This window comes from Mesorhizobium huakuii (assembly GCF_014189455.1).
GTDB lineage: Bacteria > Pseudomonadota > Alphaproteobacteria > Rhizobiales > Rhizobiaceae > Mesorhizobium > Mesorhizobium huakuii_A.
Genome location: NZ_CP050296.1, coordinates 784,568 through 800,161, shown reverse-complemented (window position 1 = coordinate 800,161; position 15,594 = coordinate 784,568). Strand labels below are relative to the sequence as shown.

Annotated in this window: 12 protein-coding genes and 1 pseudogene; 12 read left to right on the top strand and 1 reads right to left on the bottom strand. The window is 63.6% G+C overall.

What is annotated here, in order from left to right; genetic code table 11:
- The first annotated feature begins 207 nt into the window (after positions 1-207).
- The 5 genes from HB778_RS03875 (at position 208) to HB778_RS03855 (ending at position 5,548) form a co-directional block, all read left to right on the top strand.
- Positions 208-1,377, top strand: coding sequence for a glycosyltransferase (locus HB778_RS03875; RefSeq protein ID WP_183461620.1), 1,170 nt, complete (start codon positions 208-210; stop codon positions 1,375-1,377).
- Positions 1,374-2,675, top strand: coding sequence for a hypothetical protein (locus tag HB778_RS03870; protein WP_183461619.1), 1,302 nt, complete (start codon positions 1,374-1,376; stop codon positions 2,673-2,675). Before HB778_RS03875 ends, HB778_RS03870 begins: the two co-directional genes overlap by 4 nt.
- 3 nt (positions 2,676-2,678) lie before the next feature.
- The gene (locus HB778_RS03865; RefSeq protein ID WP_183461617.1) at positions 2,679-3,911 is read left to right on the top strand and encodes a GNAT family N-acetyltransferase; all 1,233 of its coding nucleotides are present in this window, start codon (positions 2,679-2,681) and stop codon (positions 3,909-3,911) included.
- Between the two features lie 27 nt (positions 3,912-3,938).
- Positions 3,939-5,162, top strand: coding sequence for a GNAT family N-acetyltransferase (locus HB778_RS03860; RefSeq protein ID WP_244661801.1), 1,224 nt, complete (start codon positions 3,939-3,941; stop codon positions 5,160-5,162).
- A 77-nt stretch (positions 5,163-5,239) separates the two neighbouring features.
- Entirely contained in the window at positions 5,240-5,548 is a 309-nt protein-coding gene (locus HB778_RS03855; RefSeq protein ID WP_183461615.1) for an EthD family reductase, read from the top strand.
- A 299-nt stretch (positions 5,549-5,847) separates the two neighbouring features.
- On the opposite strand, the gene HB778_RS03850 is transcribed toward HB778_RS03855, so the two are convergent.
- On the bottom strand, positions 5,848-6,159 hold the full coding sequence (locus HB778_RS03850; protein ID WP_183461613.1) for an EthD family reductase: 312 nt from the start codon (positions 6,157-6,159) through the stop codon (positions 5,848-5,850).
- 99 nt (positions 6,160-6,258) lie between these two features.
- Here HB778_RS03850 and HB778_RS03845 point away from each other — a divergent pair, with 99 nt between their 5' ends.
- The 7 genes and pseudogenes from HB778_RS03845 to HB778_RS03815 all read left to right on the top strand — a co-directional run bounded on the left by HB778_RS03845 (position 6,259) and on the right by HB778_RS03815 (position 15,467).
- Positions 6,259-6,585: a hypothetical protein gene (locus tag HB778_RS03845; RefSeq protein WP_244661800.1), complete on the top strand. Its 327-nt coding sequence runs from the start codon at positions 6,259-6,261 to the stop codon at positions 6,583-6,585.
- Positions 6,586-6,643: 58 nt separating this feature from the next.
- A pseudogene (ligD, locus tag HB778_RS03840) lies at positions 6,644-9,153 on the top strand (DNA ligase D).
- A gap of 406 nt (positions 9,154-9,559) precedes the next feature.
- Entirely contained in the window at positions 9,560-10,468 is a 909-nt protein-coding gene (locus HB778_RS03835; protein WP_183461611.1) for a Ku protein, read from the top strand.
- The gene (locus HB778_RS03830) at positions 10,465-11,589 is read left to right on the top strand and encodes a tetratricopeptide repeat protein (protein WP_183461609.1); all 1,125 of its coding nucleotides are present in this window, start codon (positions 10,465-10,467) and stop codon (positions 11,587-11,589) included. The genes HB778_RS03835 and HB778_RS03830 overlap by 4 nt, the downstream gene beginning before the upstream one ends.
- 216 nt (positions 11,590-11,805) lie before the next feature.
- Complete coding sequence (locus tag HB778_RS03825; RefSeq protein WP_183461607.1) at positions 11,806-12,444, top strand: alpha/beta hydrolase family protein; 639 nt, start codon at positions 11,806-11,808, stop codon at positions 12,442-12,444.
- Between the two features lie 40 nt (positions 12,445-12,484).
- The gene (locus HB778_RS03820) at positions 12,485-13,255 is read left to right on the top strand and encodes an exodeoxyribonuclease III (protein ID WP_183461606.1); all 771 of its coding nucleotides are present in this window, start codon (positions 12,485-12,487) and stop codon (positions 13,253-13,255) included.
- Positions 13,256-13,772: 517 nt separating this feature from the next.
- The gene (locus tag HB778_RS03815) at positions 13,773-15,467 is read left to right on the top strand and encodes a peroxidase family protein (protein ID WP_183461604.1); all 1,695 of its coding nucleotides are present in this window, start codon (positions 13,773-13,775) and stop codon (positions 15,465-15,467) included.
- The last annotated feature ends 127 nt before the right edge of the window (positions 15,468-15,594 follow it).

Below are 15,594 nucleotides of genomic sequence, written 5' to 3'. Positions count from 1 at the left end.
CGGCATAATCCTTGCAAATGGACTTCTGCGCGCCAGAATCGGCGGAGGGCGTGCAGCATTGGTGTGGTGATCCGGGTTCAACATCCGTTTCATGACCACACTGGCAACGAGGGAAGTCCAAAGGGGTGTTGGCTTGAAGTTTCCGGCCGCCGATAGCGTCAGGCTGCGGAATCGTCTCACCACCCTGACAGAAAGATGCATGTGAAGATGCGGATTGCTTGCATCCATCAGGGGTACGAACTCTACGGTTCCGACCGCAGCTTCGCGGAGAGCGTGGCAGCGTTGCGCGCCGCGTTTCCATCCGCCGACATCGAGGTGGTCTTGCCGCGCAGCGGACCGATCGTCGAAATCCTGGAGCCTCATGCCAGCCGCATCGTTTTCGAGCCGCTGTGGGTGCTGAGGCGCCAGGCAATGCTGAGGCTGGCGACCGTCGAGATGGCGCGGCTGCCGGTGGCGCTGTGGCGGGCCTGGCGGCGGCTCAGCGCTTGCGACCTCGTCTATGTCAACACCTCGATCGTCGCCGACTATGCGTTTGCGTCGCGCCTGTTGCCCAGCAAGGCACTGCTGCACATCCACGAAATTCCCGAAGGCGTGCTGCGCCGCATCCTCGTCGGCCTGATGCACTGGAGCCATGCCGACCTCATCTTCAACTCGAAAGCGACGCGCGCCACCTTCGGCGAGGCCAGATCCGCGCGCTCCTACGTTGTCTACAATGGCGTTGCCGGTCCGGCGGCGGCGCAAGCGATGACCTATGCTGGCCAACGCCCGCTGCGGGTGCTGCTGCTTGGCCGCATCAACCGGATCAAGGGCCAGGAAGTGCTTTTGCAGGCGATCGCCTCGCTGCCGGCGGAACTCAGGTCGAGGATCGAGGTGCGGCTGGTCGGCGGCGCCTTCGAAAGCGTCGAGCGCGAGCGCGCTCTCGCCGAACTGGTCGAGACCATGGGGCTGGCCGGACAGGTCAGCGCCTTGCCCTTCATCCCGGACCCTTCTGAGCATTACCGCTGGGCCGACATCGTCACCGTGCCGTCGCGGCGTCCGGAATCGCTCGGCCGCGTCGCCATCGAGGCGATGGCCTATGGCCGGCCGCCGCTGGTGTCGGCGATCGGCGGTCTGGTCGAGGTGGTCGCCGATGGCGAGACCGGCTGGCATGTTCCGCCGGGCGATGCAGCGGCCCTTGCCGCGAAACTGCAGGAGATCATCCTAGTCCCCGAGGCCTGGCGCGGTTTTGTCGCCGCCGGGCGCAAGCGCTACGAGACGATTTTCAGTGAGCCGGTCGCCGCCGCCGCGATCGCGGCGATCGCCGCCGACAAGCTGAAAGCGGCGATCGCAAGGCCGGGCAGGACGGCAAGCACCCGCCAGGCGGAGACACGGCCGTGAAGTTCCCGATCCATCTGGTACGACGCCTCGTGCTGATGATCGGCGGCGAGGCGATGCAGAGCGGCTTTCACTTTGCCCTCAACATCGCGCTGCTGCACATGCTGTCGGCGCAAGGCTACGGCCTTTTCGCCATCGCCATGGTGATGGGCGGCGTCGGCCTGTCCTACATCAGATCGCTCACCGCGGTTCCCGCCTCGATATGGATGGGCAAGAGCACCAACAGCGCCGGCGTCGATGCCCATGACGTGGCGTTCGGAACGGCGGCGCTGGTCGTGGCGCTGCTGATGGCCGTCGGCACGGCTGTCCTGATGCATCTCCTGGGCGACCCGAGCGGCATTGCCGCCGGCTGCTTCGTCGGCGCATGGTCGCTGCGCAGCCATATGCGCACGGCCTTCTTCGCGCGCCGCCAGCAGGTGATCGTCTCCATCAGCGACGCGGCTTTCACCATCTCCGGCACCGTGTTCGCCGGGCTGGCGATCTGGTTCGCGGGGGCCGCGCTGCAGACCGTGTTCTATGCCCTTGCCGCGGCCAATGTGGTCGGCATCTTCGTCCTGGTCCGGCTGGCGCGCCGGACGGTCCGCATCTCCTTCCGCATGCCGACGCGCCGGCGCTATACCAGGCTGTGGCGCCAGCTGTGCTGGTCGGCGTTCAGCGCGACCACCACCAACATCCAGGGCCAATGCCTGGCGCTGCTGGTCGCGGGCATTGCCGGGCCTGCCGCCTATGCACCGCTGGCGGCGGTGATCGTGCTGTTCGCCCCGTTGCGCATCATCAGCCTTGCTTTCGTGAACATGACGCAGCCGGAGCTGGCCAAGCTGATGCGGCTGGGCGAAACGCGCCGCGTCTGGGCGCAGGCGAAGATCTGGTCGGTGGTCATGGGGCTCGGCGGCCTGGCCTATGGATGCGCCATCCTGTTCGTCCTGCCGATGATCAAATCCCAGGCTCTCCAGGATGCCTCGGTCGGGTTCATCGGGCTTTTCGTGACAGCGAATTTTATCCCGATCATGCTCTACATCATGCCCCGCATCGTGCTTGAGATCCTCGGCGATTTCCGCATCGTCGCCTTCATAACCTTGGGCGGCGCGATCGTCGGGCTGGCGCTGATCGCCGTGCTGCTGGCAATCGCGTCCCCGCCGTGGGCGCTGCTGGGTTCCGCGGTCTCCGAGATCTTCGTGCTCGCGGCATCATGGTATTTCGTGCATCACCGCATGTGGAATATCGAGCACCCGGACCAGCAGCGTAACAGCCGCTTGGGTTCCTGGCGGCGGGCGGTCACGTTCGCCGCGGCGAGGCGATAGGAGATGGATTTGGCAGGCCAGGCAGTGCAAATTGCTGCGGTGGACGGCTTGCCCGAAGGGGAAGCCTCCCATCCTGTGGCCGTTCTCGCGAACGACGCCTACACGGCGCGATTGCACACAAGTCTCGAAGCGGTCAGGCCGCTCTGGCTGCGCTTTCAGGAAAGCGGTGTGTGCACCGGTCACCAGAATTATGCGTGGGCTGCGGGGATCGTCGCGCGGCTGATGCCGCAAGGTGCCGAACTGCTCATCGTTGAAGTGAACAACGCGGTGACGGGTGCGCCCTTAATGCTGGTGCCGCTGATGCTGCGGCCAGCCTTCAGCCATCGGGTGATCGAATGGCTGAGCTGTGGCGTCTGCGACTATTCGGCACCGCTGCTGGCCGATGCGAGCGCGTGGACCGCACAATCCGCGCAGGCTGCGTGGGCGGCGGTGCGTTCCGTGCTGCCACCGGCGGACCGCTTCCATATCACGGGAATACCGCAGCGGATCAGCGGCGTCGCCAATCCGCTGGCCTTGCTCGCGGCCGCGCGCGATTCCATCCAAACCACTTTTGGTCTTGCCATCGACGGCGACCCGGAAACCGTCCTCAAGCGCCTTTGCAAGCCCTCCTTCGTCAAGGAATTCGGCAAGGACTGGCGTCGCCTCGAACGGCTCGGTGGCGTGGAACTGGTCGAGGCCGGTACGCCGGCCGAGGTGGAGCATATCTTCGGCGAACTGGTGCGGATGCGGCTCAGCCGGTTTCGCGAGCTTGGCCGCTTCGATCTGCTGACGCAGGAGGCCGTTGTCGAGTTCTACCGCAACGCAGCTCTGCAGGGCCTGACGGACGGTTCGGTGCGGCTGTTCGGGCTGCGCGTCGGCGAGGCGCTGATCGCGGTTCAATATCTGCTGGTCCATCAAGGGACTGTTCATGCTCTGCTGATAGCTATGGACCAGAGCGTCGTGCCCAACGTCTCACCGGGCCTCTTGATCATGGGCAGGTTGATGAGCTGGGCACGCCAGCAGGGCTTTGGCTATTTCGACCTGTCGGTCGGCAACCAGAGCTACAAGGGAAATATGGGCGCCAAGGGTTCGGTTCTTGTGGAACTCTGCCACGGCTACACGATGCGGGGCAGGGCGGCGAACACCGCAATCGATGTCCGCAACCGGACCGAGGCCTTCGTGCGATCCAAACCACGGCTGCTCAATGTGGCCCAGGGACTGATGCGAGGTTTGCGGCGTTCGCGTGGAGGACGTTGAAGGCAGGCCTGAACGACAGGAGAGTACGTGGCAGGCCAGGCAATGCGAATAGTCGCGGTGGGGGATGCACCGGACCAACCACTTTCCTCTGATGTCGGCGGTTTGGGCGCCGTCGCGGGCTATGCGGCGCGGCTGCACACCAGCTTCGACACCGTAAAGCCCCTCTGGTTGCGCCTTGAGGAGACTGGCCTGTGCACCGGCCACCAGGGCTTTGCCTGGGTGGAGGGGATCGCCAAACGGCTGATGCCCGAAAACGCGGAGCTGCTCGTCGTCGAGGTGAATGACGCCGCCACGGATGCTCCGGTCATGCTGCTGCCACTGATGCGCCGCCGGGCTCGGGGCCACACTGTGATCGAATGGCTGAGCGGCGGCGTGTGCGACTATTCGGCGCCACTGTTGGCCGATGCGAGACCATGGACCAGGCAGAGTGCGGACGCCGCCTGGGCGGCGGTGTGCGCCGTGCTGCCGCCGACGGACCGCTTCCACATCGCGGGAATCCCGCGACAGATTCACGGCATCGACAATCCGCTGGCGCTGCTTTCGGCGGTGCGCGACTCCATCCAGATCGCCTCGGGCCTGGCCCTGGATGGCAATCCGGAGACGCTGATCAAGCGCATCTGCAAATCGTCCTTTGCCAAGAATTTCCACAAGCACTGCCGCCGCTTCCAACAGATGGGCAAGCTCGATCTGGTCGAAGCCGAGACGCCTGACATGGTGGAGGAGCAGTTCGCCACGCTTCTGGAGCTCAGGCTCAACCGCTTCCGCGAGCTCGGGCGTTTCGACCTCCTGACGCAGGCGCCAGTCGTCGAGTTCTACCGCAACGCCGCCCTGCAGGGCCTGTCCGACGGCTCGGTGCGGCTGTTCGGGCTGCGTGTCGGTGAAGCCTATCTCGCCGTCATCTACGTGCTGGTCATGAAGGGCACCTTGCACGCGCTTCTGCTCGGGATTGACCAGGACGCGGTTCCCAACGTCTCGCCAGGCCTGACGACGATCGGCAAGCTGATGGTGTGGGCACGCGAGCAGGGGCTCGGCTATTTCGACCTCTCGGTCGGCAGCCAGGGATATAAGCAGCATATCGGCGCTTCGAGCGCGGTGCTGGCCGAGTTGTGCGAGGCGGTGACGCTGAAGGGCAGGGGCTCGACCGCCTATATCAAGCTGCGCGGCAAGACCGAGCTCTTCGTGCGCTCCAAGCCGGGGCTGTACAAGGCCGTGCAGGGCGTGATGCGGCGATTCCGGCGATTGAAGAACTGAGGCTGTCATCCAGCCGATTGACAAGCTCCCGGCAAAGTCATCACGCTCCCGCAGCGCAATGATTGCAGGAGGCAATGATGGCAAGCCTGGTGGTGATGTACGGCACACCCAGCGATCCGGCGGCGTTCGATGCCTACTATCGCGAAAAGCATATCCCGCTGGCCAAGACCATCCCGGGGTTGCGGCGCTATGAAATCAGCCGCGGCCCGGTGATGACGCCGGCGGGACCAGCGAAGGTCCATCTGATCGCCACCTTGCAGTTCGACGACCTGGCCGCCATCCAGAATGCGTTTGCCAGCGCCGAAGGGCAGGCGGCCGCGGCCGATCTCCAGATCTTCGCGACGGGTGGCGCCGATATGCTGATCTTCGACAGTGAGGATGTCTGAGACAAGGGCCGCTCGGCGATGGCGTTCCCGCCGAGGTATTTCAGCCACAGCTTGACGGCGCTAGAGCGTTTCACCGTTTCATGGAAACGGCGAACCGCTCTAACTCTTTGTTTTGACGCAATTCCCAAGGCAAAGCGCTTGCGCTTTGCCTTGGAAAACCGTTTCACACTTTTCCTGAAATTGCGCTAGCGCTCCCGTCCACGTTCTGACATCAAACAGTCGTTCGACGTGACCATCAAACCCGCCGCCGCAAGACGGCGGGTTTTTCTGCCCCTGAGGCCTGCCCGCGAATTAACGATTCACATCGCCTCGGAATCGAAAAGCAGCATCGTCACACGGTCGTCAGGCGCGTATTTGCGACGGTCGACGGCGCAGGCCTTGCCGATCTCGGTGGCAAAGGCCGCACGCATGGCGTCCAGGCTGTCGAAATAGAGGGTCGCCACGATGTAGGGTGTCTCGCCTGGTAGCATGTTCACGATCGGCTGTTTGCTGACATCGTAGCGCCGCAGCCCCGGAAGCTGTTTTGCGAGCGGCAGATGGATGTCGAAATAGTGCCGGTCGAAGGCCGCCGGATCGGCGGGGGTTTTGTAGATGACAAGCATCTTGGCCATGATGGTGCTCCCTGTCGTTTGACGTGATCGCGCCTCGTCGGCGCCGCACCAATGTCGTTCGCAGGGAGCGGATTTCGACAGGGATGCGGGGTTTTTGGCATGACCAAGGGTTGGCCCGGCACCGCCAAATTGACAGGACGGCGCGTCTCCGTCATCCTTGAGGGCAGTCGCCGGCGTGCCAGGGCGACCGAGGGCAGCGTCATGTTCAGTCCCGTCATCGGCCAGAATGCCAAGCGCGCCGCGGTGCGCAAGGCGCTCGACGCCCACAAGGTCTACATCACCGCGCAAAGCTTCTCGGACGGCGCCTACCGGGCACGCGTGCTGGTCGACGGCGAGGCCTACTGGGTCGACGAATTCCGCCTCGCCCAGCTGCGGCAGGGGCTTACGCCGGCCGAGCTCGAGCTGACGCCGGCCGCCGACGATTGAGAGCGTGACCGCCGTTTCCGCGCACCATGCTGGCGCACCTGCCACCGCCGCCTGACCCATGCCCGCTCCCGCCAAACTCAAGACCTATCGCGCCAAGCGTGAATTCTCGAAGACGCCGGAGCCGGCGGGCGGGCTGATCACTGGCGACGGCAACCGCTTCGTCGTGCACAAGCACCATGCCACTGCGGATCACTATGACCTCAGACTTCAGGTCGGCGACGTGCTGAAGAGCTGGGCGGTGCCGCGCGGGCCTTCGCTCAACCCGGCCGACAAGAGGCTGGCGGTCGAGACCGAGGACCATCCGCTCGAATATATCGACTTCGAGGGCGTCATTCCCGAGGGCGAATATGGCGGCGGGCCGATGATCGTCTGGGACACCGGCACCTGGGCACCGATGGACGATGTCGGCAAAAGCCTTCGCACGGGCGCCTTCAAGTTTCGCCTCGCCGGCGAAAAGCTCAATGGCGGCTGGATGCTGACCCGGCTGAAGCCCAAGCCCGGCGAGGATGAGAACAAGAAGAACTGGCTGCTGTTCAAGGAGCGCGATCTCGCCGCAGATACGGCCCTGAACATTCTGGAAGCGCGGCCGGAAAGCGTGAAATCCGGGTTGCGCATCGAGGAACTGGCGGCAGCCGCGAAGCCGATCGCGAAGCCCGCGCCCAAGCCGGGTTCCTTGAAACCCGGTATGCTGCCAGGCGCGGTGAAGGCGCCGGCGCTGAGCCGCATCGAGCCGCAGCTGGCGACGCAGGTGCCGAAGCCGCCGGGCGGTGAAAGCCCTGCCGAGAACACGAACGAGCTCTGGCTGCACGAGATCAAATTCGACGGCTACCGCACCATGGCGCATCTCGGCGACGGGCAGGTGCGGCTGATTACCCGAGGCGGCATCGACTGGACGAAGCGCTATGGCGACCTGCCGCATGCCTTCGCCAAACTGCCGTGCCGCGAGGCGATTGTCGACGGCGAGATCATGGTGCTGGATGCCAAGGGCATCAGCCGCTTCGCGCTGCTGCAGGATGCGCTGGCCGAGGGCGCCGGCAGCAAGCTGCATTTCTACGCCTTCGACCTGCTGCACCTCGACGGCTGGGACCTGATGAAGGTGCCGCTCATCCGGCGCAAGGCGCTGCTGGCCGAACTGCTTGGCGGCCTTGGCGCCAGTTCCGCCATCCAGTTCTCCGACCATGTCGAGGGCTCGGGGCAGGGACTTTACGACCAGGCGACGGAGCTCGGGCTTGAAGGCGTCATCTCCAAGCGCGCCAGCGCGATCTACCAGAGCGGCCGCACCAAGAGCTGGACCAAGTGCAAGGCGCTGCAGAAGGACGATTTCGTCATCGCGGGTTACACGATTTCGCAAGCGGCCGAAGGGCTGGCCGCACTCGGCATGGCCGAGTGGGAGGATGGCGAACTGCACTATCGCGGCAAGGTTGGCACCGGCTTCGATGCCGAGACGGCGGCCGACCTGCTCGCCCGGCTGGAGCCGCTGACATCGGGTGCGACGCCGCCCGAAGGGGTGCCGCGCGAAATCATGCGCGAGATGCACTGGGTGAAACCGCTGTTTTCGGCGCGCATCCATTATGCCAACCGCACGGCGGACAATGCGCTGCGCCATGGCGTGTTTCGCGGTCTGAGGGATGTCGGCCTGTCGACGCCGGTCTCGGCCAAACGCAAGCGGCTGATCTCGGAGGCAGACCTTGCCACCATCTGGGTGACCAATCCGGAGCGGCGGCTGTTCGGCAAGACCGGGCCGACCAAGCTCGATATCGCCGTCTACTACGCGCTGGTCGGCGACTTCATGCTGCCGCACATCTTGGCCGCCCGGTGTCGCTGGTGCGCTGCCCGACCGGCCTGCCAAAGGACTGTTTCTTCCAGCGCCACGCCTTCACCGGCATGCCGCCTTCGGTGGTGACGTTCCAGGCGACCAACTCCGAGGGCGAGACCAAATCCTATCTCTCGGTCGAGGGGGCAAAGGGCTATCTGGCGCTGGCGCAGTTCGGCGTCGTCGAGTTCCACACCTGGGGCACGCACCGTTTGAGCCTCGACAAGCCTGACCAGATCGTCTTCGACCTCGACCCGGGCGAGGGGATTTCCTGGCGCGAGGTGGTCGAGGCCGCCGTCCACATCAAGGGCGAGCTGGAAGCGCTGGGGCTGGTGCCTTTCGCCAAAACCTCCGGCGGCAGCGGCATCCACATCACCGTGCCGGTGACGAAGAAGCACAACTGGAAGAAGCTGCACCAGGCGACCAGCGCCATATCAACCCATCTGGCCGCCACCGCGCCCGACACATTCACCACCACCATGGGCAAGGACAACCGCAAGAAGCGCATCTTCATCGACTATCACCGCAACGCCCGCGGCCACACCTCCGCGGCGCCTTATTCGCTGCGCGCGCGCACCAATCTGCCGGCCTCGACGCCGGTGAGCTGGAGCGATCTGGAGGCGATCGATGCGCCGCAGGATTTGAATTATTCCTCGCTGCCGGGGCTGCTGGAGACGTCGGGCGATCCGTGGGCGGAGATCGAGGAATTTGCGCGGGATTTGCCCTTTCAGACTTTGGGTTCCTCGCCCCCGTGAAACGGGGAGAGGTGGCCGCGAAGCGGTCGGAGAGGGGGCTGCGCCGACGGTTGGAATATGGCTCCCCGAGCCCGCCCAAGGACAGGTTCGCGCCATTCCCCCTCTCCGTCTCGGCTTTGCCGAGCCACCTCTCCCCCACTCCCGTGGGGGGCGAGGAACTGGCGCTCCGCCATCGACGCTTCCGACAATTTGAATTATTCTCTCCCAACGACCTCAAAGACGCAGCGGAACATTTCGTCAGGGATTTGCCGGTATTGTGCGCGGTCGGTGTAGGATTTCCATGGCGCCAATCGTCCTTCGGACGAAAAGCGCTGCAGAGAGCATGATCCCAAAAAGTGGGAACCGGTTTTTGGGTAAGATCATGCTCAGTCAAAAATGTCAGTGCATGGCCGCGTAGGAGTGTATCATGGCGCCCAGGGCAAGTTGGAAGGGTTATCTCAAGCTCAGCCTCGTCAGCTGTCCGGTGCGGCTATACCCCGCAACGACCACCAGCGAGCGCATCTCGTTCAATCAGCTTCACAAGAAGACGCACAATCGCATCAACATGAAGCCGGTCGATCCGGAACTCGGGCTGGTCGAGCGCTCGGACCTGGTCAAGGGTTATGAGTATGAGGACAAGCAGTACATCATCATCGATGATGCCGACCTCGACGCGGTGCGCATCGAATCCAACCACACGATGAACATCGAGGCCTTCGTCGACGAGGGCGAAGTCGATGTCATCTACCAGGATGCGCCCTATTACCTGGCGCCGGATGGGGCGATGGCGGAAGAGACCTTTGCCGTGCTGCGCGAAGCCATGCGCAAATCCGGCAAGCTGGCGATCGCGCGGCTGGTGCTGTCGAGCCGCGAACGCGTGGTGACGATCGGCGCGCGCGAGAACGGCATGTTTGTGTGCACCTTGAGGAACCCGAACGAAGTGCGCGGCACGGTTGAATATTTCGGCAACATCCCCGCCGGCAAGCCGGACCAGGAAATGCTCGAACTGGCCGAAGCGCTGATCAAGCAAAAGGAAACCACCTTCGATCCGAAGAACTACGAAGACCGCTACGAGATCGCGCTGATGGCGATGATCCGCGAGAAGCTCAAGGGTCACAAGCCGATCATCGCGGCCGCACCCGAGCGCGGCAATGTCATCAATCTGATGGATGCCCTGAAGGCGAGCCTGTCGCAGTCGAAGCCGCCGGCCAAGTCGAAGAGCAAGGCCGACGAAGTGGCGGCAAACCCCGCCGCCAAGAAAGCGGCAGCGGGCGGTGCGCCTGAGAATCCGCTGAAGGCCAGTCTGCTCAAGGCGGTCGGCAAGAGCAAGAAATGACGGCACCGGCCGTTTCGGTTCCGGGGGCCGTCTTCGGCACGATCGGCGCGCTGGCGGCGTTTCCGCTGAGGCTGGCGGCTCGCGAGGTTGAGCGCCAGCACGGCCAGCTCAGGCGGGGCATCACGCGGCGCACCACGCATGTCGTGTTCGGCCGCACACTTCTTGCCAAGGCTGGATTGACGAAAAACGGCGATGCCGAGATCGAGCGCCGCATCGCCGCCGAGCGTGCGGCGGGGCGCGCTCTGATCAGCGAGAACGGTTTTCTGCGCCTGCTCGGCCTGATGAAGGGGCCGGAGGCGTCGTCACTGTCCAGGCAATCGCTGATCGAGCAATCGCGGCTATCAGGCGCCGACCTTGATCTGCTGTCGCTGTTCGATGCCTTTGAACATGACGGGGAACCCTATTCCTTCCGCGACCTGATCCTGGCGCGCAAATATGCCGGGCTGGTGGCCGGCGATGCGACCTGGGGCGCGATCGCGCGCTCCGTGCACCGCTCCGGCCCGGTCGCCTCGCTCACCGCCAAGTCGCTCAATGTCGGCTCGCAGCATGGCCGGCCCGACGCGATCTATCTCGAAGGCGGGCAGAGCGAGCTCGACGGCCAACTGCTGTTTGATCTGGGTAGCGCGGCACAGGGCGACGACACGCTGGAAGAGTTGTTCGCCGAGGCGGAAGCGGCGGAGGAGGGCGGCTACCATGATGGCGCCGCGGCACTTTACCAGCGCTGTCTCGCCATCGACCCGAGCGACGCCATCGCCGCCTTCAATCGCGCCAACTGCCTGCGCGCCGGCGGCCACGCGGCGGAGGCCGCGCACGACTATGCCCGAGCGATAAAGCTCGACCCGGCCTTCGTCGAAGCCTGGTTCAACCTTGCCGGGCTGATGAGCGAGCAAGGCCGCGACGCCTCAGCGCGGCGGCATTTGCAGAAGGCGATCGCGCTCGACAAGAGCTATGCCGATCCGGTGTTCAACCTGGCCAGGCTGGAATTCGACGCCGGCAATCTCGCCGAGGCGCGGCGGCTTTGGGTGCGGTATCTGGAGCTCGATCCGGAGTCGGAATGGGGCGGGGTGGCGGCCAAGGGCGTGCAGTTCGTCGATATGCAGCTGGCGCGGACGGCGGGGTAAACGTCTTTCCTTCTCCCCTTGTGGGAGAAGGTGGATCGGCGCGTCAGCGCCGAGACGGACGAGGGGTGCGTGAAGGAATGAGAGATTGACGAGCTTGTTGCTTGCCGAGGCGTCGATGAGCGTGTGCGCCAAGCTGGAACACCCCTCATCCGACCGAGCTTCGCTCGGCCACCTTCTCCCACAAGGGGAGAAGGGGTCGCCAACGCTGGAGTTTCCATGACCCACTTCCTCTTCGACGGCTTCGACACCGCCCCCGTCACCATCCTGCTCGCGCATGGCGCCGGCGCGTCGATGGATTCCCCTTCGATGACCGCCACCGCCAAGGCTCTGGCCACCGGCGGCTTCCAGGTGGCGCGCTTCGAATTCCACTATATGGCCGCCCGCCGCTACGGCCACCGCAAGCCGCCGCCGCGCGCCGAGACGGTCAATCCGGAATATATCAAGGCGATCGCGGACCTCAGGGCCAAGGGCGTGACCGGCAAGCTCATCATCGGCGGCAAGTCGATGGGGGGGCGGGTCGCCTCCATGGTCGCGGACGAGATGTTCGCCAAAGGCGAGATTTCGGGTCTGCTGTGCCTCGGCTATCCCTTCCATCCGCCCGGCAAACCTGACCAGTTGCGTACCAAACATCTGACCGGGCTGAAGACGCCGACGCTGATTTTTCAGGGTACGCGCGACGAGTTCGGCACGCGGGATGAGGTGGCGGGGTATGGGCTCTCCGACAGCATCGAGGTGATCTGGCTCGAGGATGGCGACCATGATCTCAAGCCGCGCAAGAGTGTGTCGGGGTTCTCGACGGCTGATCATCTGAAGACGCTGGCGGAGACGGTGAGGGGTTGGGCGGAGAGGATTTAGGGCGCGTACGCCTCGCCAATCGCCAACGTTGCAGACCCTCATGAAACTCGCCACCTTCAACATCAACAACATCAACAGCCGGCTGGACAACCTGCTGGCATGGCTGGCGGCCACAAAGCCCGATGTCGTCTGCCTGCAGGAACTCAAGGCGCGCGATATGCAGTTTCCGCGCACTGCGCTGGCCGGTGCCGGCTACGGCGCGGTGTGGAAGGGCGAGCCAACCTGGAACGGCGTTGCCATACTCGCGCGCGGCGCGGAGCCGGTGCTGACCCGTGATGCGCTGCCTGGCGACGATGCCGACCGGCAGAGCCGCTACATCGAGGCGGCGGTCGACGGCATCGTCATCGCCTGCCTCTATGCGCCGAACGGCAACCCGCAGCCGGGGCCGAAATTTCAGTACAAGCTCGCCTGGCACAAGCGGCTGGAGGCGCATGCCGAACAGCTTCTCGACACGGGCCTGCCGGTGGTGCTGGCCGGCGACTACAACATCGTGCCCGAGCCGCGCGACATCTACGCCACCCGCTCCTATGACGACAATGCGCTGGTGCAGCCGGAAAGTCGTGCTGCCTTCGCGGCCCTCCTCGATCAGGGCTGGCTTGATGCGCTGCGCAAGGTCTATCCGAAGGAGACGCTCTACACCTTCTGGGACTACCGTCGGAACCGCTGGCCGCGCGATGCGGGCTTGCGGCTCGACCACATATTGCTGTCGAAGACGCTCGCCCGCCGGCTGAAGGGGGCGGGTATCGACCGCGACGTGCGCGGGCAGGATGGCGCCAGCGACCACGCGCCGGTCTGGGTAGAGCTGAAATAGGGGGATGGAACACCGGTCTGTCTCAAGCTCGGCATCCAGATCGAAGAAAACCGGATTGGTGGTTCTTCCTTGTCCGTCCTGAGGGCGTCGGTGAGGTCACCAGTGATCGCCGGAATGCCACAGCATTGCAACCGGTACAACGGGTTTGAATAAAAGCCTGTTTGTCGGTTTTTTGATCGGCCGAAGCAGGTTTTGAGAACCTCACTGGAGAGGGCGCCTAGTCCAATGCCCAGCAGCAACTCTGTGAAAATGCAATGATTCCCTAGAGTTGTATAATACGATAGATTTGTTGGCATCAATTATCAAGTTTACTGATCGGTATCTTGACTGTCGTCATATTTTATTGTGATATTAGCATGGACTGAAAAGCATAGGCCAATCCCAGAGTTAAAATGCGGAACGATTGGCCATTCCGTTGATCTTGATCATGAAATGGTGCCGAGGGCCGCTGCATGCGCGTGGCTCAGCACTTATGCGCGCGTATTTCCTATCAGCGAAATGATTTGCGGAGGCAGCCATGGAATCCAGTGCAGCCAAAAGTTCGTTCAGCCCACATGGTGGCGGCATCAGAGGCGCCGATGTCTCGCGCCGGTCATCCTTGTTCGAAGGCCGCTTCGGCCGGATGTTCAGGGAGCTCGCTCCAGCGGTTCATTCCCAGAGCGCGCTTCTGGCGTTGGGGAACGCGATGACGGCCGATCCCGAGAAAACCGCGGACAACAGGCCTACGGCCGCGGCGGAGACAGACAAGCATATTCAGGATGACGAAGAAAACACCGGCATCGCGGCTGGATATACCTATCTCGGTCAGTTCATCGACCACGACATCACTTTCGACCCTTCGTCCTTGCTGATGCAGATGAATGATCCGGACAGCCTGGTGGATTTCAGGACGCCCCGCCTTGACCTGGACAGCGTCTACGGCCGTGGGCCGGCAGACCAGCCCTATTTGTATATCGACGGCAAGTTTCGGCTGGGGAAACAGCTGCTCGAGCTGAACAAGCCTTCACCGTCGCGGGATCTCCCGCGCTACCGCGATCCGGAAAATCCCGCTACCGCGGCCCGCGCACTCATCGGGGACAAGCGCAACGACGAGAACGTCATCGTCTCCCAGTTACACGGCATATTCATGCGCTTGCACAACCGGCTGATGGACGAGCCAAAACTGAAAGGAGCCACCTTCGATGAAGTCCAGCGCATGGTGCGTTGGCACTATCAGTATGTGGTTCTCAACGACTTCCTGCCGCGTATCTGCGGTGCTGAGTTGATCGACGAAATCCTCCCCCACCGCCGGTCAGTTGCCAGTGCCGCCGAAAAGAAGCCCAAGCTTCAGTTCTTCCACTGGCGCAACGCGCCCTACATGCCCCTGGAATTTTCGGTCGCCGGCTACCGGTTTGGCCATTCGATGGTGAGGCCGATCTATCGGCTGAATACCGAGCTGAATGGGGGCGACGATCCGTTGTCGGCAACGCCTGACGAGAAGGCTCGCGGACTTGCCGGCCGCTTCTTCATATTCGCGGGCGTCGCCAACAGAGGCCTGAACGGCTTCGACGAATTTCCAACCCAATGGGCCATCGACTGGAGCTTGTTCTTCGACATTGACGGGTCAGGTAAAAAGGGCGGCAAGCATCGGGCTCAGCCGGCGTACAAGATCGACACGTCGCTGGTGAATCCGCTTGGGTTCCTTCCCGAGTTTTCAAAGACGGTGCCGGCTTCACCACCGCTCACGCTCGAACAACTGCAAGCCAAGCCGATCGATCCGAAAAACGACCCGGCCAACCTCGCGGCGCGGAATCTGCTCCGCGGCCTCGCCTTGCGCATGCCAAGCGGACAGAGCGTGGCGCAGGCGATGGGGGTGCCTGTTATTCCCGATGCCGATCTGAAGATAGGAAAAGCCGTCCTCGACGAGATGAAAGGTGCAAAGAGCGTAGTCGACATCGATGGGGAATTCGCTGGCAATGCGCCGCTTTGGTACTATGTGCTGGCGGAGGCGCAGCACGACTGGTTCAAGCGCGCTTCGAAAAAGGGCAGCAAGGGCGACGAGGAGCCGGTCCATCTGGGCCCGGTGGGAGGTCGTATCGTTGCGGAAACGCTGGTCGGCCTGGCCTATGGAGACGGTCATTCGTATCTGATCCAGGATCCGAACTGGGAACCGCCTATCGGAGGCAGGTCCCTGACCATGGGCCATCTGGTGAAATATGCGCTTGGTGGCTGACCCGGTCCGGTCGGACTTGTGAGAAAGCTCCTGGTCACGGACCAGGTCACTGCACCGCCGAGGCCGGGCACGTGATGGCGCTGGCGATGCCTTGACGGCTACGCGGCCGATCGCCAGCGCCCATCTG